Raw genomic sequence first — 22,712 nt, 5'->3', positions numbered from 1 at the left:
GGAAGATCTTCATTCTGGTGATTATTTATTTGGTCGGGGCACAATGGATATGAAGGCAGGACTTGCGATGCAGCTTTCAGTTCTTCAGGATTTAAGTGAGGCGAAGGGAATCACCCAAAACCTTGTACTTGTAGCTGTGCCGGATGAAGAAAAGCTATCAAAGGGAATGTTTGCGGCAGTAGGCGAACTTTATCAAATGAAACAAAAGGGATGGGAATTTGATGCATGTATTTGCAGTGAGCCCAACTTCTCAGCCTATCCAAATGATTATCAAAAGTATGTTTACACAGGTTCAACAGGTAAACTTTTACCCTTTATCTATTGTCTAGGCAGAGAAACGCATGTGGGTCAACCGCTTGAGGGGATTAATGCATCAGTGATGGCAGCTCAACTGGCAGTTGAAATGGAGTGGTCAGAGGTTTTTGCCGATCAGGCACTAGGCGAAAAATCACCATCACCAACGTGTCTTAGAATTCGTGACTTAAAGGACAGTTATGATGTGCAGACACCAAACGAGGCATATTTACTTTATAACGTACTAACATTATCTACACAGCCCGAAGAAGTGATGGAGAAAATGGTTGAAGCTTGCAAGCATTCAAGCGTACAAATCTATCAACGTCTTTTGCACCTTCGTTCAATCCAAACACATGTGTCAACCGATCTAGAGGGTGGAACGCCAGAACCTAAGGTGTTCACATTAGAAGAAATGTACCAAATGGGTATACGTAAATACGGTCAGGAGTTTGACCGAATGTATCAAACGATTCTGCTAGAACAGAAGGATACAGAAGATTATTCTGAGGCAACACTTGCCATTGCTCGCAATCTCTCAACTTATTTTCTTGACCTGGCACCATTTTATTTAGTGATGCTCCAACCGCCTTATTACCCTCATGTAAGCTTAGATTTGACCAAAGATGCAGAGCTTGTCCAAATGGTTGAGCGACTGGCTACATTTGCGCAAGAGGAGTTTGAAGAGACGATTGCGATCAAGACATTTTTTCCAGGTCTATCTGACGTAAGCTACTGCAAAAACAGTGGAGACACGCAGGCATATCAGTCGCTTTTACGCCACATGCCTTTATACAAGAATGGTTATGACCTTCCTCTAAAACAAATCAACGAATTAGATGTGCCCACACTGAATATTGGCCCATTTGGGAAGGACGCACATAAACGTTCAGAACGGTTACAGCTTTCATACTCTACAAAAGTGGCCCCATTGCTCCTCACACATGCTCTAGAATCTATTAATCGGATGAACCAATCAGTTTGATGATTGGTCCATCTCTTTTAATTGTAGAGTCAACTCTTTAAATTTTGCTTCGTTCCGTTCATCAAGCGCCTGATCAATTTGAGAAAGCAGGGTCGCTCTGTCTGTTTGCTTTTGAACGTTTTCAAGTACTTTTTGTGTGACCTGTTCGTATCCCTTAAATCGTTTGTAGTTTTGAAATTGTTCCTTGATGGGAGTTTGAATAAGCTGCTGGTAGGAAGTGTGGATGTGACTTCCATAAAAATGAATCATCAAATAACGTTTGGTTGTAGGATGAGCCATAAATTCTCCAAGTACTTTTGAAGGGTCTTCGCTTTTTTTAGCTTGATCATAATAGACAAAGCCAGGCTCATCGGATTGCATACTGGAAATGACAATGGTTTTTCCATTTGCAGGTAGTGTAGATGTAAACGTGATATGTTCAAGAACATGTAAATGATTAACTAAATAATCAAGTATAGTTTTGGCTTCTCTGCTTTTTAATCGGTGGTTCTTAAGGAACCAATGTAAGAATGCGGCTTTCTCTGACGTAGACACCCATCTATTCATGTGATCACCTACCAATTTTCAAGATTACGAGTATGTTTCTTTTAATCATACCTCAAATCGTTTGATTATGTTTCTATTTTCCTTATTAGGGGAATACGAAACCCTACAAAGAAGAAGGTAGGTGGGAGCATGCCAAGAATTATAAGACTTGCACTAAGATGGGGACCTGTCCTTTATCCAGTTGTACGTAAGATACTAAGGGATCGTAAGAAAAAACAGAGTGAATTTAATGGTACTCAAAAAAGGAAATAATTCATTTCATTGGAACGAAAAACTTTAAAATTCAACGTGATTTTACGATATATAGGTAGGGACTTCTGTGGGCGCAGAAGAAAGGAGTCAGTAATCGACCTTGACTATACAAGCTAATATTCAATTAGAAAAACTAGTCGATGCACTACAAAATGCATATGATTCCGTGTATATACTGAAGTATGTGGGTGGTCGGTTTCAATATGAATACATTAGTGTCAACGAGAATGAATCTACTTATCTAACAGAAGAATCAATTGGGAAGTACGTGGAGGATGTGATTCCAAGTTATCGCACACAGAAGATTACTTCGTTACTAATGAGGACTGTGGAAGAGCAAAAGGCCCTACAATATACTGAGCGTCTGAATGCTGCTGATTTTGAACGAATGATGTGTGTTCCACTACCTCTCAAAGATCAAGAACATCCATATATACTCGTTTATTCAAAACGATTAGTAAGTATAAGAGAAGAAACATTTGAGGCAAGATCAGGTTTACCCAGTTTTGATTATTTTAGAGAATCCGTCCAACAGAAGCTAAAAGATTTACAAGACAACCAATCGTTATCTCTCATTTATATAAACATAGATCAGTTTAGTACAATTATTGATCGAATTGGGCACGCACGCATTGAACAGATGGTGATTGATATCGCTGCTCGTCTAAAATTGATCCTGCCCGAGTATTCAATGATGTCTCGAGTAACAGGCGATGAATTAATCATTCTCGTAGACCGTGAGGCATCTTTTGATTGTGCCACTAACCTACAATCAAGTTTGTCCGCACCGTTCAAGATGAATGAACTAGAGATTTATGTGACAGCCAGCATGGGGATGGCTACAGCAGCAAATTCGTCGGATACTGTGGATCAATTTATTATGCAGGCCTATCGTGCGATGTTTGAAGCGAAACAGCTGGGTGGCAATAAGGTCAAACACTTTGATGAATGCTCTAATCGAACAGGTAATGAGCTTGACCGAAATATGCTTGAACGTGAGCTGAAAAGTGCGATTGAAAATCAAGAGTTCACATTATATTATCAGCCAATCATTCAATTATCTTCTCAGGTCATTCATTATGAGGCACTTATTCGTTGGGTGAGTCCAAAGCTTGGATTCATCTCTCCTGACCAATTTATTTTGGTCGCTGAAGAGTGTGGATTAATTGAAATGATTGATGAGTGGGTTGTTGACCGTGTCTGCCAACAGATACGGTCCATTCATCGGGACGAAATAAGAGTGTCTGTTAATCTTTCTACAAAAACACTTGAATCCGATCGACTAGAGGCTCTACTTTTACATACAACAAAAAAACATAATGTAGACCCTCGTCATATTGCGCTTGAAATTACGGAGCATTCCATTTTAAAAAATGAAGCAGCGACAATCGATAAATTGAAACGGTTACGCCAGGCTGGCTTTCAAATTGCGATTGATGACTTTGGTGTGAGCCATGCATCACTCAATTATTTGCGCCTTCTGCCAGCAAATAAAATAAAGATTGATAAAGTATTTATTCAAAACGTAACCACGGGTTCAAAAGACTATCATATTGTAACGTCAATTATTGCGCTTGCTCAGAAGCTCGGAATGACGGTGACAGCAGAAGGTGTTGAAACCGAAGAACAGGTTGATATGCTACAAAAGATGAATTGTGATGAAATACAAGGTTTCTATTTTAGCAAACCGGTACCGATTGAATCTCTTGCTGGGGTCACTGCTTCAATTAGAGAAGAAATGGCTAGCTTTGTACAGTAAAGAAAAAGAAATAAGCCTGCGAGAATGATTCCTCGCAGGCTTATTTTATTCTATGGATTTCAAGGGGGAAATCTTAGATTGTTACAGTTTCTGGAGCATCTTTGATAGCAAGAATAATTTTCCCTTGGTCAAGCTTGTCTTCAAGTAACCCTGCTTCTTCATGGCTGAAGCCTAGTTCTTCGAACTTCGCGCGAAGCTCATCACCTTTTTTACGGAACACGTTTTTGATAGACGTACCTAATCCAGTCTCACTTACACCAACCGTATTAGCATCTGCGTTGTCAGCAACGCGGTTTGTACGGTCATCGTCATGAGTGATTACATAAATGTTGTCCTCATGAACACCTTGTGTTTTAAGAGAATTCACTGCACTTACTACTTCTTCGTCATTTTTAAATTCTTTATAAACTGGTTTCATAATGTATCGCCTCCTGTACTGTATGTGTACCCGGTGGACCACCATTAAAACATTCAAATTGTGGTTTTATGGTGTAAAAATGACGAAAGCTTATGGATTGTTTTTGAAACTAAACATTGAGCAGATAAAAAGAGTTAAGCGAACCTTGCTTAAATCACTTGACAACAAAATGAGATCGAGGTATATTTATCTCGAATTAAAGATATACTAAAGAGGAGTATTTATGAATAAAGAATCAGTAAATAAACATGATGAGGATTTGTCATTAAAGCTCTTCGTAGTTTTAACAAGAGCAATCCAATCAGTAAAAAAGAAAGTTGAAGAAGATATCAAAGGAATGGGATTGAATCCAACTGAATTTGCTGTACTTGAGTTAGTCTATAACAAAGGGGATCAACCAATTCAAAAGATTGGTGAAAAAGTGCTGATTGCTAGTAGCAGTATTACGTACGTTGTAGATAAACTAGAAAAGAAGGAACTACTTAAAAGAATGCCATCGCCAGAAGATCGCCGGTCCACTTATGCGGTGATAACGGAAAAAGGAACACAATTTATGGATGAAGTGTTTCCAAAGCACCGAGAAGCCATAAACAATATTTGTGGAGGACTCAGCAAGGATGAAAAACAATCATTAATTGAGCAATTAAAAAAACTAGGTTATCACGCAGAGGCCTAATTTTTTATCCTATATCTCGAATTCGTAATATATTTATTCGAAACAAATGTGTATAGAAATAGGCAGATACGACAGACTCAGTGAAGAGAAAAGAACAAGCGGGGAACCATTAGGGATAGTCATATCAGACAATCAAATAAAATTAGGAGTGATTCAAATGACCAAGAAAACAATGGGAATTCATCATCTTACGGCAATTGTTGGACACCCTCAAGAAAACGTAGACTTCTATGCAGGAGTACTGGGCTTACGTTTAGTTAAAAAAACTGTAAACTTTGATGACCCTGGAACGTATCATTTGTACTTCGGAGATGAAGGTGGAAAACCTGGTACGATTATTACTTTCTTCCCGTGGGCCAATGCGTATAAAGGTGTAATTGGTGATGGTCAGGTTGGAGTAACCTCATATGTTGTTCCAGTTGGTGCAATGGAATTCTGGATAAATAGATTAGAGAAATTCAATATTCCTTTTATTAAATCAGAACGTTTTGGAGAAACATATCTTACGTTTGATGACCCGCACGGTCTGCATTTAGAGATCGTAGAAAGAGAAGAAGGAGAGTTAAATACTTGGGAATTTGGTGAGGTGAGACCTGAGGTTGCTATTAAAGGATTTGGTGGGGCAACTCTATTCTCAGCTTCTCCAAAAGAAACGGCTACCGTTCTTAGGCAAACGATGGGGCTGGAGAAAGTGGCGGAATCCGGAGACTACATTCGTTTTCATTCAAGTTCAGATATCGGTAATGTAATTGATTTAAAAACATCAACTACTGGAAATGGATCAATGGGTGTAGGGACTGTTCACCACATCGCATGGAGAGCGAAAGATGACACAGATCAGCTTGATTGGAAGGCACATGTTGAACAATCAGGCTTACGTGTAACTCCGGTTCAAGATCGAAATTATTTTAATGCTATTTACTTTAAAGAATATGGAGGGATTCTCTTTGAGATTGCAACAGATCCTCCAGGGTTTGCTCATGACGAGTCACAAGAAACAATGGGAAGTCATTTAATGCTTCCGGCACAATACGAGGAGAGCCGTAAGAAGATTGAATCTCTTGTATTACCGTTTGAAGTAAGAAGCCTAGACTAACCTATTTAGTGAAGAATGGAACTAAAAATAGTGGGTACGATCATTAACGTTGATCGTACCCACTATTTTACGTTACCCACATGAGTAAATTTAAACAGTCGTTTCCTGTTGCTTTAATACCTTAGCATCAAAGATGAAAGGTCCAAATGGAACAATCGATGCGATAAACGCGAGTAATGCTGTGAATAGTGACCATCTAACACGCACCATCATATAGAAAATAGCTGCAATGTATAACACAAACAAAGCGCCATGTGCAGATCCAACAATTGTTACAGCCATATCCATTCCGAGTCCGTATTTAAGGGGCATAGCTAGGCCAAGCAATAGTAAAAATGACATTCCTTCTAAATAACCGATTACTTTAAATTGTTTAATGGGGTCCTTCATGTGTAAAGTCCTCCTTTATAAAATGCCTATATCTTCTATTGTACTACTCTACCGGACAAGAATACGTCCTGGCTCATGAATTTTTTGTGAAAGAACAACTAAAAGGTTTGTCCAAAGATTCAAAGGGTACACATTCTCTACAATCTACTATCAAGGAGTGATGATGTTGTCTACAGTAACGGCAGGCATTCAAATCTTACCGAATGGCAAGGATGACGGGACTCATGGTGATCTTACGGAGATTGTACAAGTGATAAAGGATTCTGGATTACCTTATAAAGTAGGTCCGATGGAGACTGTCATTGAAGGTGAACTAGACTCGGTATTCGAAGTTATTAAAACAGCACAAGAAAAAAGCATTGCGCTTGGAGCTAGTGAAGTTCATTCAACGGTGAAAATTCATTATAGACCAAGTGGCGTGTCACTATTAGATAAAGAAGAATAGGGATAGGAGTGATTTGGATGGATATTCACCAATTATATATTAATGGATCGTACATGAAATCAAAATCAGATGAAATCATTGAGGTGGTGAATCCATCTACAGAAGAGGTCATTTCAAAAATCGCGAATGCGACTGAAGAGGAAACCAATCAAGCCATTGAAGCCGCTTATGAAGCGCAAAAAGCTTGGGCGAAAAAAACACAGGTTGAACGAGGCAAGCTTGTACGAGATCTTGGTCAGCGCCTTGAAGCAAATAAACAGCATTTTGTTGAACTTCTAATTGAAGAACAAGGAAAAGATTACGAGCTTGCCAATGGTGAAGTACAAACAGCCATAGACTATTTTTATTATATGTCTGAGTGGGCTAGACGTATTGAAGGTGAAATCGTTCCTAGTGATCGTCCAAATGAACAAATCTACATGCAACGTAAGCCGATTGGAGTGGTCGGGGGGATTGTCCCTTGGAACTTCCCGGTATTTATTCTGGCCAGAAAGGTAGCAACGGCCTTAATTACCGGATGTACAATTGTTCTTAAACCAAGTCAACAAACGCCAAATACAGCTGTTGCATTCACGAAGCTTGTTGATGAATCAGAGTTGCCTGCAGGGGTTTATAACCTTGTCACAGGAAAAGGTTCATCTGTTGGAAACGTGCTAGCTAGTCATCCTAAGGTGGCGATGGTTACAATGACTGGAAGCGTTGGAGCAGGTACAAAAGTAATGGAAGCGGCTGCTCAAAATATGACAAAAGTAAACCTTGAACTGGGTGGAAAAGCACCTGCCATTGTCACAAAGCATGCAGACATTGATCTCGCTGTTGAAAGCATTACTGAATCACGCCTAACAAACAATGGTCAGGCTTGTACCAATGCTGAGCGTGTCTATGTTCATGAGGATGTGTCAGAAGAGTTTATTGAAAAGCTGAAAAAAGCGTTTAACGAAAAAACATACGGCAATCCACTCGAGAACAAAAAGGCAGATATCGGTCCGTTGATTAGTAAAGACCACCTTGAAGGCGTACATGACATGGTTCAACGTGCACTCGAATCGGGAGCAGAGCTTTTAACCGGAGGCCAGCCTGCCGAATCAGATAAAGGATTCTTTTACGAACCAACTTTACTTATGAATGTTCAGCAGGACTCAGAAATCATCCAGGAAGAGATCTTTGGACCCGTCCTTCCAATCATGACATATCAATCCTTTGATCAAGCAATTGAATGGGCAAATGATTCCAAGTATGGTTTATCCTCTTCTATCTATACGGAAAATGTCCACGAAGCGATGCGTGCTGCGGATGAGCTATTGTATGGAGAAACCTTTGTAAATCGTGAGAACTTTGAAGCCATTCAGGGATATCATGCAGGGTTACGCCAATCGGGACTAGGCGGAACAGATGGAAAGCATGGTATAGGTGACTTCCTTGTTACACACACGGTATACATGCAATTTAAACAAGACTAAACTGAACGTGAGTGCCTGTGAATCCATGAATCACAGGCACTTTTTAATGGGATAAAAATGTATTAATCCTTGTTTTTTTAAAGGGATATTCTGCATAATAAAAGAATGTAGATGATGAGCCGAATAAGAGGAGGATTTTCCTGTGGATGTACAGATTGTACCGGTTAAGCAAGAGGAGGCTCCTATCCTGCATAATCTTATGCAATATTATATTTACGAATTTAGCGAATACTTACATGATATAAGGCTTGAAGAGGACGGTCGATTTGAGCCATTTAAATTAGATGGCTACTGGATTGAGCCACATCTTCATCCATTGTTTATTAAAGTGGATGATCAGCTGGCTGGTTTTGTTCTGATTGAAGCCACACCTGATTCATCGCCTAATTCAGTAAATGAATTCTTTGTATTGAAACCATACAAACGAAAAGGTGTAGGTAAAAAAGCAGCCTTTGACATATTTAAACGCTGGCACGGCAACTGGGTTGTCGCTCAATTAAAAGAAAACAAACCCGCTCAAGCATTTTGGAATCGTGTCATTGACGAGTATACAAACGGAGATTACGAGCAATTAGAGGATCATGAGAAGCGCACGATTCAGTCATTTACGTTGTAGCCTTGTTGCTCGTGTTATAATTGGTTTTAAACGTTGGAGAAGGATAGGATGAGTACCTTGGATAGATTAAATGTAACACTTCAAGCAGACAGTCGGTTAGCGGCTTTGTATAAAAAAGGCTTCCCATTAATTGAACAAGAACTGGTTGATCAGTCCGAAGAGCCATTGCAAGAAGGAGACCTTCTCACGATTGAGGATGAACGTGGAGAGTTTGTCGCGAAAGGCTACTACGGACAGCAAAATAAAGGACGCGGATGGGTCTTAAGCACAAAAAAACAAGAAGAGATTAATGCATCTCTTTTTATGCAACGGATTCAAAAAGCAGTGGCCAAACGTGGACAGCTTTTTGCAGATGAGAAAACTAATGCCTTTCGTCTTTTTAATGGAGAAGGAGACGGTATTGGTGGGATCACGATCGACTTTTACGCTGAATTTGGTGTGATTACGTATTACAGCGAAGGCATTTATTCCATGAAGGAATGGGTGATGGAGGCTGTAGAGCGTACGTATCCATTTGTCGGAATCTACGAGAAAAAGCGTTTTGCTAATAAAGGAACGTATGTAGAAGACGATGACTTTGTCAGTGGGGAAGAAGCGCCAGAACCACTAGCGATCGTAGAAAATGGAATCAGCTATGCGGTTTATTTAAACGATGGACCGATGACAGGTATTTTCTTAGATCAACGTGAAGTGCGGAAGCGAATCCACGAGCATTATGCAAAGGGAAAAACCGTGCTTAACACATTTTCTTATACGGGTGCGTTCTCGGTAGCTGCTGCAACGGGAGGGGCAATTGAGACAACAAGTGTTGATCTGGCTTCTAGAAGTAAAGAGCGGACGATTGAGCAGTTTCAGATGAACGAAGTGGACCCGGAAGAGCAGCGCATTCATGTGATGGATGTCTTTGATTATTTTAAGTACGCACAAAAGAAGAGCCTTGCGTTTGATTTAGTTGTGCTAGATCCACCGAGCTTTGCTAGATCAAAAAAGCAGACGTTCAGCGTGGCAAAGGACTATCCATCATTGCTCAGTCAAGCGATTGCGATCACAGAGGAAAACGGGGTCATTGTGGCGTCAACGAATAACAGTGTACTCGGTATGCGTAAGTTTAAAACGTTTGTGGAGCAGGCATTCAAAAGCCAAAAGGTCAGTTACACGATCCTCGAAGAATTTACAGTGCCAGTGGATTATCCGTATCTAAATCAGTATAAGGAAAGTAACTATTTGAAGGTGTTGTTTATCCAGCGGGAGGATTAATAACACGAAAAAGGCGGACACTTTGGATGTTCGCCTTTTTCGTGTGAAGAGGAAAGGTGTGTGGTAGAATGCCGCTCCCTGAATGGCCGACAAGTCTCGCCGGGGGGCATTGAACTAAACTGGCTAACGCCAGTGTTATTTCAATCTCGCCTTTGCACCCCACAGGAGTCGGTCGGCCATTCCGTCCGCTAGGGTTGTGGAAGTGATCTAATTACATTGTTAAACTTAATCAAAAGGCCAAGACAGGTTTTAAATTTCATTAATACAACTCAACGAAATAACAGATCAAAAAGTTAGATGAGCAAATCCAAGCGGACGAGATGGCAGGCCGACTCCTAAGGGAGAAAAGGGCAGGGGTGAAATGAGCCTTGGCGCAGCCAAGATTAGTTCACCGCCCTCCCGGCGAGACTTGCCAGCCATCTCGGTAGCGAGGTTATTCCACTACACATCAAAAAGAGCGCATAATTACCCGCTAGCAACTTACTAAGCTAATTTATCAATAGAAGTCACTCGTCTTTAAGGAACGGGTTAGCAATAAAAAGCTTTAGCACGAGTTCAAGCGGACGAGATGGCAGGCCGACTCCTGAGGGAGAAAAGGGCAGGGGTGAAATGATCCTTGGCGCAGCCAGGATTAGTTCACCGCCCTCCCGGCGAGACTTGCCGGCCATCACGGTAGCGACATTCTACCACTCCACATACCAAAAAAGAGCGAACATCATCCAAGATGCTCGCTCTACTGCATTTTTATTTCTCTTCAGTTACATCTTCACTCGTTTGTGCTTCTGTCTCTTCGCTCGGCTTTGAGCGTTTGACTTCGTTTGTTAGTTCTTCAATAGAAGAGCGCACATTTCCTTTGCCTGAGAAGTTCTCAATTAGCTCTTTCATATCAATGCCAGAAGAAGCTTTTAAGGAATGTTGTAGTGTACTCATCAAGTCTGTAGCGTATCCAGTGACTTTGTTGGCACCACTGTTTTCGCCATTGCCACCCGTGTCTACAACTGTAATTTGATCAATGTTAGAAAGTGGAGCTGCCACTTGTTTCGCATAATCAGGAAGCATGTTTACGATCATATCAAGCATAGCAGCCTGACCGTATCCTTCGAAGGCTTCTGCAATTTTTTCTTTCGCTTCGGCTTCGGCAAGACCTTTCAGACGAATAACCTCGGCTTCCGCTTCCCCTTGTGCACGATCTGCTTCCGCACGCGCTAAACCATCTACACGAACTTTTTCAGCGTCGGCTTTTGCCATCGCTTCAACACGGTACTTATCTGCATCGGCTTCAGCTAATTGCTTACTTTTCGCAGCCTCTGCAGCTTGCTCAACCGAATAACGATCGGCATCGGCTTTTTTCTTCACTTCTGAATCATACTGACGCTCACGTCTTAGAATCTCTTTCTCTTCTAGTTCAATTTGCTTTTGACGCTCAATGATTTGAATTTGCATTTGCTGCTCGGTTACTTCTTGCTTCGAGCGTGCTTCTTGTAAGTGGTAAGATTGGTCAGCAAGGGCTTTCGCTTTTTCTTGCTCCGTACGATATTCAGCCACTTTTAGTTGGTTGTCTTTTTCGGCTTCGGCAATTTCCGTTGCACGCTCAAGCTCAGAACGCTGGGCTAGCTTATTTGCTTCCGCTTGCTTAATACGTGTTTCCATTATAGCGTCAGCCGTTGCGATATCGGCATCACGTTTGACTTGGGCGATTCTTGGCTTCCCTAATGATTCTAAGTATCCATTTGTATCTCTAAGATCTTTAATCGTAAATGAAACAATCACTAATCCCATTTTTGCGAGATCCTGTGAAGCAACTTTTTGTACTTCCTGTGAGAAGCGCTCTCTGTTTTTGTAGATTTCTTCTACAGTCATTGAACCTAAGATTGAACGTAAATGACCTTCTAAAACTTCTTTTGCTTCCGTTTCACGATCTTCACGCGTTTTTCCTAGGAACTGCTCAGCAGCTGTTGCGATTTCACTAATGGAACCACCGATTTTAATAATCGCTGTACCGTCAGCGATAACGGGTACACCTTGCTCTGTGTAGACCTCAGGTGTTTGAACATCTAGTTTACTAGAAAGTAGACTAAGAGGTTTCGCTTGTTGGAAAACAGGCATAACAAACGTACCGCCACCACGAACAATTTTAATACGATTCCCAGATCCGTCGATGTTTACGTTTTTTCCACCTAAATAACTACCTGTAACAATTAACGCCTCATCTGGGCCTGCTGTACGGTACTTTGTCACAAATACCCCGATTAATGCAAGAACAATAGCAGCAGCTGCTGCAATAACAATAATGGTCGGACTAATAAAAGTATCCAATAAAATTCCTCCTAAGTTAAATTAAAATAATAGCTCTTTCTCTTTGACTGATACGTACGCAACGCCTTCTTTAATGTCAATCACAAAGATGTCCGTGCCAGATGCAATCTCCACGTCGTCAAAGGATTTAGCCGTTTTAGAGACATTTCCTCCCGAATCATAGAGGATCACTTCTCCAAATCCATCTTGAGGAATGGAGACAATCACATGCCCTGGTCGGCCGATCAAGTCATCTTCTGTGTAAGCATTTGACTCTTCTGCGTTAGATAATGGAATTAAAACAAAAATGTTAAGTAGTAAGACAAGAACCAATGAGACAAGGGCTGACAAAATCAAGATGACGACACTATTGATCGAAGTCAACGTTTCAAGAAGATACCCACCGGCACTTACAAACGTGACAAACGAAAGAAGTAAAGTAGGGTTAAACCAACCGTCTGGGATAAATTCGAACAAGCCATCTAGGATGTCGCTTACTAAGATGTAAACGAGTGTTAAGACACCACCTGCGATTAACCCGTATAAGTAAATTTGTTCAATGTTCTCCATGCTAATCCCCCCTTACGATGTCCCAGTAAAATGAAAGAGATATAATTCCATCCCTTTCCATAGTATCACTCCTTCCTTTATATAGAAATGTCTAATGTGTAGGTCTTATGTCTGAATATACGGAGTAGCCAGAGAAAGGTTGCACAAATTGAAAAGTTTATGAGAAAAAAGTCCGAGGATGATCCCCGGACTCAATTGATAACAGCTTAAATCGATACTTGTTCGTTGTTTTTAATTAACTGACCATTTACGTAAAGCTCACGCGTATCACCTGTTTTGACGTTGAAGCTTGCTTTTGTATAAGGTAGGCTGTAGCCCGTTTCAGCAACGTCAGTCGTTATTAATATAGACTCGTCCGTTGTTTCCATTGTCACTGTAACTGTTGCATGAGACTCTTTTACATGACGTGAAACCCCGTCATCCTCGTAAAGAGTGTAACGAACTTGCGTATTCTCTTTAGATGGATATAAGAAGAAGGCACGTTCATCTTTATCCTTCTCCTTAAATGTCCGTGGAGCCTCATTAATCGGAATAATAGCTCCAGCTTTAACAAGTAAAGGCGTTTCGTCAAGAGGTGCAGGTAATGTTGCGTACGTACCACCTTCTACATGTGTTCCGCGATAGAAGTCAAACCATCCACCTATATGATCTGGTGCGTAGACTCTTCTCTCTGTTACACCGGGCTCGACAACAGATGCAACAAGTAAAGAAGGTCCTACTAAGAAATCATCATTTTCTTCCCAAGTCTTTTGGTCGTCCTCAAAATCTAGGAAGGTTGGTTTCATGATAGGCTCATGCTCAGTGTGAGACTGATAAAAAGCTGTGTACCAGTAAGGTGTTAGCATGGATCGTAACTGAATCAATTTTCTGATCGCAGGTGTAGCTTCTTTATACATCCACGGTTCATTAACAGTCTCGTCCTCATTCCATGAATGAATCGTAAATCGTGGGTGGAAGACGCCGTTTTGAACCCAGCGTACAAATAGCTCTTCATCAGGTTTCGGGCCAGCGAAGCCACCTACGTCATGACCAATGTTATGGATGCCGGACAAGGTTAAACCGAGACCTGTTTTAATATTATAGCGAATGGTTTTCCATTCTGTCCGGTTATCTCCAGTCCATGTCTGAACATATCGTTGCATTCCTGGTGCGCCTGATCGAGAGATGAGGAATGGACGCTGATTACTATCATGCTCCTCCTGTGCTTCAAACGAAGCCTTCATCATGAGAAGCGGGAACACGGCTCGGATTGTTTGGAAGTCTTGTCGGTCGCCAAAACCGTGGACGCTGGCACCATGATTCCAAATTTCGTATTCATTGTTATCATTCCAGGTGGACTCAATGCCATAAGAAAGCAATTGTTCCTTTACTTGATCCTTCCACCAGTTAAATGCATCAGGATTTGTGAAATCAAGATACGCTCCACCACCATCCCAGAACTGAGCGAGTTCTGTTTCACCGTGCTCATTTTGAATGAAGAATTGTTGTTTTTCTAGTTCATCATACTTTGGATGACTTCGTAGGAATGCGGGTTTAATATTTGCCGCAAGTCTTAGCCCTTTGGCTTTAAAGTCTGCAGCAAGTTTTTTGGCATCTGGGAACTTTTCTTTATTCCAATGAAACACATAGCGCTTGTCATCAATGGATGTGTAGCCGGATGAAAGCTGAAAAGAGTCACATAGAATGTCGTGTTCCTCGCAGTGTTTAATGAACTGCTGCAACTGCTCCTGGGCATTCGGTGCATCGGTATAACTCATTGTTGAACCAGAATAGCCAAGGCTCCATTTAGGAGGCATCGCGGTTATACCTGTCATCCAAGTGTAGGTTTGGACAACGTCACGTACCGTTGGACCAGCGAGCATGTAGTAATCCAAGTCGCCACTTTCGGCTTCAAAGTAACGATACAAGGAGTGATAATTATCAAGTTCTCGACCTAAATCAAAGTATCCCGGCGCAAGATTATCGTAAAACAATCCATATGAGAAGCCGGTTTTTGGATTACGTGTAACGTAAAACGGAATATGCTTGTACAAGGGATCGGAGAACTGGGCATCGTACCCCATTGCGTCAATCGTAATATTCCGGAACCGACCATGATGACGATTTAGGGAACCGGTACGCTCGCCTAGTCCGAAGTATTGCTCTGTAATCTCTCTGCGTAAATAATGTTTAATGGTGGACCCAAGCTCCCCATTATAGTTATACGCCTGAGTTTCTCGATCCTCCGCAAAAACAATCCATTGATCAGCATCTTTTCTTGACCATGTAATTTTAAAGCCTTCCTTTTCTATAGTGGCTTTTAACGTTTCAGTGCTCACTTCAAAAGTTGATTCCGTTTCATGGAACGAATAGGTTGGGCATGAAAACCCAGCCGTTGCTTTACGAGGGCGCCCGGTAAGCTCGACATCGGATTCACCAGGAGCAATACTCCATGTAGTAGGAAGCTCAAGTCCTTCTTGTTTCTCAAAAAGCACTCGGAACAGGTCTTGCTCTAGCACATAAATATGGGCAAACAATTGGGATTCTTCATTGTAAAACGTTACATAAGCCTCATTTTTCTCTTTTAGGGCAAACTGGTAAGCGTGCTGAATATTCATATGAATTCTCTCCTTTTAGTAAATGTTACATTAAACCGAAAAGCTCAGGTAACCATGTGCTGATCGCAGGAATCATTGTCACAATCATTAATACACAAATGACGGCAATATAAAATGGTACAAGTGGTCGAACAACTTCTTCAATTTTGACACGACCAACCGTACTTCCAACAAACAATGCGCTACCACTTGGTGGAGTAATGTTACCGATACATAAGTTAAAGATAAGAATGACACCAAAATGGACTGGATCCATTCCGAATTCTGTTACAACCGGTAAGAAAATCGGTGTGAAAATTAAAATAGCTGGCGTTACGTCCATCACTGTACCAATCAGTAATAGAATGAGATTGATTAACAACAAGATGAGAATTGGATTCTCAGTTAACGTTAAAATAGATGAACTTAATGCATCCGGAATGCCTGTGAAAGCCATGACAAGAGACAACATGGCAGAAGTACCGATCAAAAACATAATGACAACCGTAAGCTCAACAGCTTCTCTAAAAATGCCTGGTAATTGTTTAATCGTAATTCCTTTATAGATAAAAGAAAGAATGAGTGAGTAAACAATGGAGATAGCCGAGGCTTCAGTCGCTGTGAAAATCCCCGCAATGATACCTCCAATGATAATGAAGATCAGAAACAAACTTGGAATCGCATCCCAAATGACTTTTAACGGAGAATCAACTTTTGTTGCTGCTGAAGCGATGTAGCCTTTTTTCTTGGCGATAATAAAGGCGACGAGCATGATAGCAAGGCCCCATAGTATGCCTGGTAGATATCCAGCTAGGAATAGGGCTGCAATAGATGTGCCTCCGCTGACTAAAGAATAGATAATAAATAAACCGGTAGGGGGTATGATTAATCCCACAGGAGCAGAAGCAATATTTACTGCAGCTGAGAATTTGCGATCATATCCTTCTTTCGCTTGTAAGGGATTCATGACCTTTCCAATTGCAGCGGCTGAGGCAACAGATGAACCAGCAATGGAGCCAAACAGCATATTACCGACAATATTTGTTTGAGCAAGCGAACCTGGAAGTTTACCAGTAAGTAGCTTTGCAACGTTAACCAACCGAAGGGCAATTCCGCCCTGGTTCATGATAATACCAGTGAGCAAAAAGAACGGAACCGCAAGTAATGTAAAACTATCAATTCCAGTCACTAGTTTTTGTGCTGATGTGAAGATAGCCACATCAAATGGTGCAATCAAAAACATCGTGACAATGGATGCCCCTGCAATACTAATCGCAATGGGAACACCAATAAGAAGTAGTAGTATAAACACAACCACTAGACTAATGCCTGCTAGAAGAGCCATGTTGATCATCCTTATCTAATATGTATTGTTAGTGAATGGACAAATCTTCTTCGATACTCTCATGTCTTGCACCGTTAGAACCGGTTATAAGTTCTACTAACGTGAACCATGTAATGAGCACTCCAGAGACTGGTAGTGATAGATACACATAGCCCATGGGTATACCAAGGGAAACCGTTTGTTGCGTCATCGTTAGTGAAACAATTTGAATCCCGCCATACACCATCACAACAAGTGCAAAGAGGACTAGAAAAACGAGAGCAAACTGCCGAATACGTTTCTGAATTCCTGTAGAAAATCGTTCAACAAACATTTCAATCGCAATGTGTTTCTTTATATGGAAGGCATAGGCTCCCCCGATCATCGTGACCCAAATGAGTGAATAGCGTAGGAATTCTTCTGAGAATGTACTAGGTGAATTTAAAAGGTAGCGACTGACAACCTGCCATACAGCTACGAGTACCATGACCCCAAACATGGTTGAGGATAGGAAGATGATGACTTTACCAAGAACTTTATTGATAGAATTAATCATGTTCATTCACTTCCTCCACTCATTTTTTGAATCCTGTCATAAAAAGAAGTCAGATCTGGATTATTACGAACCTGTTCGTGCATGGGTTCAACTAATTCACGAAATGCATCTTTATTTACATCCTCGTGAAAAGTAACACCTAGTTCTTTTGCGGCTTCAATCGATGTGTTAATCTCCTCGGCCCAAAGCTCTTTATGAAACTGAGAGGATTCAACAGCAGCTTCTCTTAGGATGTGTTGTTCTTCTTCTGTAAAACTATCCCAACGGTTTTTACTAAAGATGAGAAGATCAGGGACAATGGCGTGCTCTGTATACGAGTATTCCTTAGCAACTTCTCCATGGTTTGTTGAAATTAATGCGGTTTCGTTATTCTCAGTTCCGTCAATCACTCCTTGTTGAAGAGCTGTGTACACTTCTCCAAAGCCCATTGGAGTAGGGGCTCCACCCATTAATCTCGTCATCTGAATCGCTGTTTCACTAGGCTGAACACGTATTTTAAGGCCAGCCAAATCCTCAGGCTCTTTGATCGGTTGATTCACGGTATACATGTTTCTGACACCAGAATCATAGAATGTTAATCCGAAAAATCCGTTTTCTGATGTAGAGTCATAAATATCAGTCGCAATTTCACTTTCCATCACTTCATAGTAATGATCTTGATCTTCAAACAAATAAGGGATACTGAAAAGCGCATATACGGGTGAAAAGGACTCAAGTGCAGTAGCACTTACCTTGGTTACGTCAACTGCGCCGGTTTGAGTTAATTCAATCGCTTCACGTTCTGATCCAAGCTGTTCATTTGGATAGAACTCAAAAACCAATGATCCATTACTTTTCTCCTCAGCAATTTCTGCAAAGTGAGTTAGTGATTGATGGATAGGATGCGATTGGTTCATATTGTGAGCCAGACGTAATACAGTTGTATCCGTGGACTGCGCTACAGGGCTTGAACAAGCTGTTAGTAAAACAGGTAGAGCGCTTACAACAAAAAGTACAGTACGGCTTTTCATGTCACTTTCTCCTCCTAAGTCAAATAACAACGTTGTTATCAGCATAAGAGAAAGCGTTATCAAAATCAATGAAAACGTTGTTATTTTTTCGTGAATTTAATAGAATGGGGAGAGAACTTGTTGAAAAAAGGCGGATTGAACAGATGAAAATAACGATAAAAGATATAGCAAAAGCAACCAATGTTAGTTATTCAACTGTTTCAAAAGCATTGAATGATAGCCCTTTAGTAAAACCAGACACTAAACAGTTTATTTTAGAAAAGGCAGATGAGTTAGGATACACTCCGAATTATTCAGCGAAACATCTTGTAACTAAGCGGACAAACACGATTGGTCTTGTCTGGCCGGAAATTAACCGCTTAGCATTATCGGAGCTTGCTAGTCAGGTAAACGTACAAATGAAAAAACAACATAAACAAATGCTGCTATCAATTAATGATGCATTAGATTCAATTGACCTTTTCTCAAAAATGAGAGTAGACGGGATGTTGTTGTTTGAGGAGGATCTTCCTCAAGACCAGCTTCCAAAAACACTCGATGTCCCGTTACTATCATATGGCGTGCCAAGTGTTAATCAATTTCCAACGATTGGAGTTAAACATGAATTGGCTATGGAGCTTGCTGTTCAGGAACTTGTACGCTGCCAAAATCAATCCATTGCCTATGTTGGTGTGATTGGAGGTTCAGGCCGGAGACAACAGGCGAAAGAAGAAGGGTTCGCACGAGCAATGGAAAAGAACTCGATGGAGCCGTTGTTTATTCAAACAAATGGGTTGGATGTAGGAGACGCGTTGAGGGAAGTGAAGAAGTATCTTAAAGAACAGCCGATACCAGATGCGATGATTTGCTCAAGTTATGATATTGCCATAGGAACCTATCGAGCGTTGCATCAATCTGGACTTAAGGTCCCAGACGACGTATCTCTTATTTCCTATGACAATATCCCGCAATTCGAAGAAACAGACGTTCCAATCTCTGCAGTCGGTGTTCCCGTTGAACGACTGGCAAAAACCTTGGTAGACGAACTTGTTCAATTAATAGAGAATCCGGAACAGAAGCAAAGCGGGTGTGAACTCGTACCAGAGCTTGTTGTGAGACGATCCTCCGAAAAAGTTCGCTAGTAAACCGATTAACCTAGAATCGCTTGTACTCTTCCAACTTGTCCATCTGCTAAGCGGACTTTTATGCCGTGCGGGTGGGAGGGTGAGTTTGTTAGAATGTCCTTCACCACTCCTTCTGTTCGTTTGCCTGTGCGTTGGTCTTGTTTAAGAACAATTTCAACACGTAAGCCGGCTTGAATGTTTGCTCGTTTTTTACCATCCATATATGGCCACTCCTTATCAGTATAAATTATAAAACTACATGTTATTTTACATGAAAAAGGCTAGCTATGATATGGATCACTAGCTAGCGGGTTAAATTATGAGGATTTTTTAGATGAGAGGAGGGTAAGTGGCTTTTTAGCTGGACCTTCAATCACATCTCCTGAGTGAGAGAACCGAGACCCGTGACAAGGGCAATCCCATGTCTGATCGGCCTTGTTCCAACCAACTTCACATCCAATATGTGTACAGGTAGTGTCTACAATATAAAGCTCACCATCACTCGTTCTGCATGCACCAGCTTTTTGTCCCTTGTAGTGAACGGCAGCCCCTTCACCGTTTCTTAAGCTCTCAATGCTTTGCTCGTCTGGGCTCACTTTTCCTTTTATAAGCTCTGCTGCAACATTCAAATTCTCCTTTAAGAAGTGACGAATACTCGGGTCCGCATGAACACGACTCGGTAAAAAGATCTCTTCATACTTATCAGAACCATGAGCAATGACGTTCGCGAGGATGATGGCGGCATTTGTGCCCCCTGTCATACCCCATTTCCGGTACCCTGTGGCAACAAATAGATCCGTGTGAACCGGTGACAGGCGACCGACATAAGGGACTTTATCCAAAGTCTGCAAATCCTGTGCTGACCACTCGTATGTGAGATCAAAGGAATCGAAGTGGGTTTTTGCATACGATTCAAGCGCCTCGTAATAAGGTCTCGTATCTCCACCTTGTCCGGCTTTATGATGCTCTCCGCCGATCAGGATCGTTGTTTCACCTTCCTCGTTTGTACAGGCTCGTATCGAACGACTTGGACGGTCTACATGTAAATACATCCCACCTGGCCATTCCTCTTTTGTGACACCAGATACAATGTACGACCGGTCTGCTTTCATCCGTGTGAAATACAATCCTCCTTTATCAATAAAAGGGAAGTGAGAGGCAGCAACAATGGAAGACGCGGTGACGGGAAAGCCATTTTTCGTTAAAATTGTCGGTTTTGCGTCATGATTCACATCAAGCGCAATCGTATGTTCAAAGATTTTTCCACCATTTTTAACGATTTCATTTGCTAAAAAAGCCATATACTTTAAGGGATGAAACTGTGCCTGCTCCTTCATAACAAGCGCTGCTTTTACCGGAATGTTTAAAGGAATGGACTCAAGCCATTCATGAGGAATATCAAGTGCCTCATAGGCTTCTTTTTCCTTGCGGAGCTTTTCTACTCCTTGATCTGTAGTTGCGTAAAGATAAGCATCCTCCATATCAAATTGACATGGGATGTCGTTTTCCTTTACAAGAGTACGAACAAACTCAACGGCACGCTGATTTGCTTCATAATAGGTTTTTGCCCCACTTATACCAAGGTGATTCACAAATTCATCGTAAATGGCTCCGTGCTGTGCGGTTATTTTAGCCGTTGTATGACCGGTTGTTCCTTCGCAAAGTCGATCGGCTTCAAGAAGAGCCACTTTCTTACCTTCTTTGCTTAACAAGTATGCGGTTGTTAACCCTGAGATCCCTCCACCAATAATGGCGACATCGACAGTTATACTCTCTGATAAGGATGGGAATTCAGGTATTGTAACGTCTTTTCGCCAATAAGTGTTTTCAAGCGGTTGTTTAGGTAAGTCGCTCATTTCTAGTAGCCTCCTATTGTCATGTCTAGGGATAGTTTGGCTAAATGTGACAAAAACATGTATAAAGAATCATTTCATTTTTGTTAAACTTGTAACAAATGTAGTGACAAGTTCATTGGAAATTGATAAATTGTTAAGAGTGATTTTAATATGAATTAGGTGAGAGGGTACGAGATGAAAAAAGCTGTTGAGAATCTGATGTTATTTGCATGGGGAACATCCTTTATAGCTACTTTGGGTTCATTGTATTTTTCGGAGATTCGTCATTTTGAACCATGTACGTTATGCTGGTACCAGCGCATCTTAATGTATCCATTAGTCATTATCCTATTGATTGGTGTGATTCGAAAAGAAGCAAGTTCAGCTATTTATGCAGCCGTCTTATCCGGTATAGGGTTATGTATTTCGATTTATCATTACACCCTTCAAAAGCTACCTGATACAGTTGGATCTGGTCCGGGATGTGGACGAGTTCCATGTACAGGAGAATATATTAATTGGTTTGGCTTTGTTACGATCCCATTTCTTGCGGGAACTGCATTTTTAATCATTCTTGTCACAAGTGTGACCATTTTAAAGAAATCTAGGAGTTGATGAAATGAAAAAGATCGCAATTTTTGGAGGCATTATCGTTGTGATATTTGCCTTGCTCGCCATATTAACAGTGACAGCTAATAAGCAAAAGATGGAATCTGTAGGTGAAAATCAGTTCGGTAAAGACGAGCTATTGCCTGCAACAATGGAAATTGTAGATGATCCGAACTATCAAAACGCGATTCTGCCGGATGAGCTTGAAGAGCGCTTAAATAATGAAGAAACGTTTACGGTTTATTTCTATGCGTCAGAATGCCCGCATTGTCGTGAAGCTACGCCAAGACTGAATGAAATTGCAGACGAATTGGGTGAGGATATTCCTCAATACAACCTACGCGAATTCGAGCAAGGATGGGATGACTACAACATTCAATCAACACCAACTTTAGTACACTTTAAGGATGGGGTAGAAGAACAACGGCTAGTCGGTGCGGCTGAAAATGAAGTATTTGAACAATTTTTAACGACGTTCCCATCTGAATAATCATTTTTACATGTCGGGTGCCTCAGAGAGTAGGCATTCGGCTTTTTTGAACAACCCGAATATTTCTTTTTTCTTTAGGCTATGCTAGAAATGAATGCATTTACATGAGGTAAATTGGCTCTTCTAATCTTGAAGTGCCATTGATTTAAC

22 protein-coding genes are annotated in these 22,712 nt (G+C 41.1%); 11 read left to right on the top strand and 11 right to left on the bottom strand.

Features of this window, described 5'->3' with window-relative positions; all coding sequences use genetic code 11:
• Positions 1-43: 43 nt before the first annotated feature.
• The gene (locus NSQ54_18065; GenBank protein WYP26210.1) at positions 44-1,279 is read left to right on the top strand and encodes a M20/M25/M40 family metallo-hydrolase; all 1,236 of its coding nucleotides are present in this window, start codon (positions 44-46) and stop codon (positions 1,277-1,279) included.
• On the opposite strand, the gene NSQ54_18060 is transcribed toward NSQ54_18065, so the two are convergent.
• On the bottom strand, positions 1,271-1,825 hold the full coding sequence (locus NSQ54_18060) for a YpiB family protein (protein WYP26209.1): 555 nt from the start codon (positions 1,823-1,825) through the stop codon (positions 1,271-1,273). The two genes, NSQ54_18065 and NSQ54_18060, sit on opposite strands and share 9 nt — an antisense overlap.
• 352 nt (positions 1,826-2,177) lie before the next feature.
• On the opposite strand from NSQ54_18060, the gene NSQ54_18055 reads away from it, so the two are divergent.
• Positions 2,178-3,836, top strand: coding sequence for a bifunctional diguanylate cyclase/phosphodiesterase (locus NSQ54_18055; GenBank protein WYP26208.1), 1,659 nt, complete (start codon positions 2,178-2,180; stop codon positions 3,834-3,836).
• 73 nt (positions 3,837-3,909) lie between these two features.
• Here NSQ54_18055 and NSQ54_18050 read toward each other — a convergent pair whose 3' ends face one another.
• Entirely contained in the window at positions 3,910-4,254 is a 345-nt protein-coding gene (locus NSQ54_18050) for a general stress protein (protein ID WYP26207.1), read from the bottom strand.
• A 223-nt stretch (positions 4,255-4,477) separates the two neighbouring features.
• Between NSQ54_18050 and NSQ54_18045 the strand changes: the two genes are divergently transcribed.
• On the top strand, positions 4,478-4,930 hold the full coding sequence (locus tag NSQ54_18045) for a MarR family transcriptional regulator (GenBank protein WYP26206.1): 453 nt from the start codon (positions 4,478-4,480) through the stop codon (positions 4,928-4,930).
• 157 nt (positions 4,931-5,087) lie between these two features.
• On the top strand, positions 5,088-6,026 hold the full coding sequence (locus tag NSQ54_18040; protein WYP26205.1) for a ring-cleaving dioxygenase: 939 nt from the start codon (positions 5,088-5,090) through the stop codon (positions 6,024-6,026).
• A gap of 90 nt (positions 6,027-6,116) precedes the next feature.
• Here the strand turns inward: NSQ54_18040 and NSQ54_18035 are convergent, their stop codons facing one another.
• Entirely contained in the window at positions 6,117-6,416 is a 300-nt protein-coding gene (locus tag NSQ54_18035) for a DUF3817 domain-containing protein (protein ID WYP26204.1), read from the bottom strand.
• Positions 6,417-6,582: 166 nt separating this feature from the next.
• Between NSQ54_18035 and NSQ54_18030 the strand changes: the two genes are divergently transcribed.
• From NSQ54_18030 to NSQ54_18015, 4 genes are all read left to right on the top strand, one after another.
• On the top strand, positions 6,583-6,861 hold the full coding sequence (locus NSQ54_18030; protein ID WYP26203.1) for a thiamine-binding protein: 279 nt from the start codon (positions 6,583-6,585) through the stop codon (positions 6,859-6,861).
• Between the two features lie 17 nt (positions 6,862-6,878).
• Positions 6,879-8,321 carry an aldehyde dehydrogenase gene (gene aldA, locus NSQ54_18025; protein WYP26202.1) on the top strand — a complete coding sequence of 481 codons (1,443 nt, stop codon included), beginning with the start codon at positions 6,879-6,881 and terminating at the stop codon, positions 8,319-8,321.
• Positions 8,322-8,463: 142 nt separating this feature from the next.
• Complete coding sequence (locus tag NSQ54_18020; GenBank protein WYP26201.1) at positions 8,464-8,937, top strand: GNAT family N-acetyltransferase; 474 nt, start codon at positions 8,464-8,466, stop codon at positions 8,935-8,937.
• Between the two features lie 48 nt (positions 8,938-8,985).
• Positions 8,986-10,194, top strand: coding sequence for a class I SAM-dependent rRNA methyltransferase (locus NSQ54_18015; GenBank protein ID WYP26200.1), 1,209 nt, complete (start codon positions 8,986-8,988; stop codon positions 10,192-10,194).
• A gap of 744 nt (positions 10,195-10,938) precedes the next feature.
• Here the strand turns inward: NSQ54_18015 and NSQ54_18010 are convergent.
• The 6 genes from NSQ54_18010 to NSQ54_17985 form a co-directional block, all read right to left on the bottom strand.
• Positions 10,939-12,498 carry a flotillin family protein gene (locus NSQ54_18010; protein WYP28587.1) on the bottom strand — a complete coding sequence of 520 codons (1,560 nt, stop codon included), beginning with the start codon at positions 12,496-12,498 and terminating at the stop codon, positions 10,939-10,941.
• A gap of 33 nt (positions 12,499-12,531) precedes the next feature.
• On the bottom strand, positions 12,532-13,059 hold the full coding sequence (locus tag NSQ54_18005) for a hypothetical protein (GenBank protein ID WYP26199.1): 528 nt from the start codon (positions 13,057-13,059) through the stop codon (positions 12,532-12,534).
• A 206-nt stretch (positions 13,060-13,265) separates the two neighbouring features.
• Positions 13,266-15,656 carry a glycoside hydrolase family 31 protein gene (locus NSQ54_18000; protein ID WYP26198.1) on the bottom strand — a complete coding sequence of 797 codons (2,391 nt, stop codon included), beginning with the start codon at positions 15,654-15,656 and terminating at the stop codon, positions 13,266-13,268.
• A gap of 25 nt (positions 15,657-15,681) precedes the next feature.
• Positions 15,682-16,980: a TRAP transporter large permease gene (locus NSQ54_17995; protein ID WYP26197.1), complete on the bottom strand. Its 1,299-nt coding sequence runs from the start codon at positions 16,978-16,980 to the stop codon at positions 15,682-15,684.
• 28 nt (positions 16,981-17,008) lie between these two features.
• On the bottom strand, positions 17,009-17,521 hold the full coding sequence (locus tag NSQ54_17990; GenBank protein WYP26196.1) for a TRAP transporter small permease: 513 nt from the start codon (positions 17,519-17,521) through the stop codon (positions 17,009-17,011).
• Positions 17,518-18,525, bottom strand: a complete 1,008-nt coding sequence (locus NSQ54_17985; protein ID WYP26195.1) for a TRAP transporter substrate-binding protein — start codon at positions 18,523-18,525, stop codon at positions 17,518-17,520. The genes NSQ54_17990 and NSQ54_17985 overlap by 4 nt, the downstream gene beginning before the upstream one ends.
• Before the next feature lie 143 nt (positions 18,526-18,668).
• Here NSQ54_17985 and NSQ54_17980 point away from each other — a divergent pair, with 143 nt between their 5' ends.
• On the top strand, positions 18,669-19,646 hold the full coding sequence (locus NSQ54_17980; protein WYP26194.1) for a LacI family DNA-binding transcriptional regulator: 978 nt from the start codon (positions 18,669-18,671) through the stop codon (positions 19,644-19,646).
• Between the two features lie 8 nt (positions 19,647-19,654).
• Here the strand turns inward: NSQ54_17980 and NSQ54_17975 are convergent, their stop codons facing one another.
• Both NSQ54_17975 and NSQ54_17970 read right to left on the bottom strand, forming a co-directional pair.
• A complete protein-coding gene (locus NSQ54_17975; protein WYP26193.1) occupies positions 19,655-19,849 on the bottom strand; it encodes a YwbE family protein in 195 nt (64 codons plus the stop codon).
• 96 nt (positions 19,850-19,945) lie between these two features.
• Complete coding sequence (locus tag NSQ54_17970) at positions 19,946-21,484, bottom strand: FAD-dependent oxidoreductase (GenBank protein ID WYP26192.1); 1,539 nt, start codon at positions 21,482-21,484, stop codon at positions 19,946-19,948.
• Between the two features lie 174 nt (positions 21,485-21,658).
• Here NSQ54_17970 and NSQ54_17965 point away from each other — a divergent pair, with 174 nt between their 5' ends.
• Both NSQ54_17965 and NSQ54_17960 read left to right on the top strand, forming a co-directional pair.
• Positions 21,659-22,078: a disulfide oxidoreductase gene (locus NSQ54_17965; GenBank protein ID WYP26191.1), complete on the top strand. Its 420-nt coding sequence runs from the start codon at positions 21,659-21,661 to the stop codon at positions 22,076-22,078.
• A gap of 4 nt (positions 22,079-22,082) precedes the next feature.
• Positions 22,083-22,562 (top strand): thioredoxin family protein, encoded by a 480-nt coding sequence (locus tag NSQ54_17960; GenBank protein ID WYP26190.1) that lies wholly within the window; start codon positions 22,083-22,085, stop codon positions 22,560-22,562.
• Positions 22,563-22,712 lie beyond the last annotated feature (150 nt).

Origin of the sequence: Alkalihalobacillus sp. FSL W8-0930 (assembly GCA_037965595.1) — a bacterium.
Classification (GTDB): Bacteria; Bacillota; Bacilli; order Bacillales; family Bacillaceae_D; genus Alkalicoccobacillus.
This window is presented reverse-complemented; position numbering and strand designations above follow the sequence as displayed.

Coding starts and splice junctions, on each gene's coding strand:
- NSQ54_17965 (WYP26191.1), top strand. CDS start 21,659: ATGAAAAAAGCTGTTGAGAATCTGATGTTATTTGCATGGGGAACATCC.
- aldA (WYP26202.1), top strand. CDS start 6,879: ATGGATATTCACCAATTATATATTAATGGATCGTACATGAAATCAAAA.
- NSQ54_18050 (WYP26207.1), bottom strand. CDS start 4,254: ATGAAACCAGTTTATAAAGAATTTAAAAATGACGAAGAAGTAGTAAGT.
- NSQ54_17960 (WYP26190.1), top strand. CDS start 22,083: ATGAAAAAGATCGCAATTTTTGGAGGCATTATCGTTGTGATATTTGCC.
- NSQ54_18040 (WYP26205.1), top strand. CDS start 5,088: ATGACCAAGAAAACAATGGGAATTCATCATCTTACGGCAATTGTTGGA.
- NSQ54_18065 (WYP26210.1), top strand. CDS start 44: ATGGATATGAAGGCAGGACTTGCGATGCAGCTTTCAGTTCTTCAGGAT.
- NSQ54_17985 (WYP26195.1), bottom strand. CDS start 18,525: ATGAAAAGCCGTACTGTACTTTTTGTTGTAAGCGCTCTACCTGTTTTA.
- NSQ54_18035 (WYP26204.1), bottom strand. CDS start 6,416: ATGAAGGACCCCATTAAACAATTTAAAGTAATCGGTTATTTAGAAGGA.
- NSQ54_18015 (WYP26200.1), top strand. CDS start 8,986: ATGAGTACCTTGGATAGATTAAATGTAACACTTCAAGCAGACAGTCGG.
- NSQ54_17980 (WYP26194.1), top strand. CDS start 18,669: ATGAAAATAACGATAAAAGATATAGCAAAAGCAACCAATGTTAGTTAT.
- NSQ54_17990 (WYP26196.1), bottom strand. CDS start 17,521: ATGAACATGATTAATTCTATCAATAAAGTTCTTGGTAAAGTCATCATC.
- NSQ54_17970 (WYP26192.1), bottom strand. CDS start 21,484: ATGAGCGACTTACCTAAACAACCGCTTGAAAACACTTATTGGCGAAAA.
- NSQ54_18060 (WYP26209.1), bottom strand. CDS start 1,825: ATGAATAGATGGGTGTCTACGTCAGAGAAAGCCGCATTCTTACATTGG.
- NSQ54_17995 (WYP26197.1), bottom strand. CDS start 16,980: ATGGCTCTTCTAGCAGGCATTAGTCTAGTGGTTGTGTTTATACTACTA.
- NSQ54_18045 (WYP26206.1), top strand. CDS start 4,478: ATGAATAAAGAATCAGTAAATAAACATGATGAGGATTTGTCATTAAAG.
- NSQ54_18005 (WYP26199.1), bottom strand. CDS start 13,059: ATGGAGAACATTGAACAAATTTACTTATACGGGTTAATCGCAGGTGGT.
- NSQ54_17975 (WYP26193.1), bottom strand. CDS start 19,849: ATGGATGGTAAAAAACGAGCAAACATTCAAGCCGGCTTACGTGTTGAA.
- NSQ54_18000 (WYP26198.1), bottom strand. CDS start 15,656: ATGAATATTCAGCACGCTTACCAGTTTGCCCTAAAAGAGAAAAATGAG.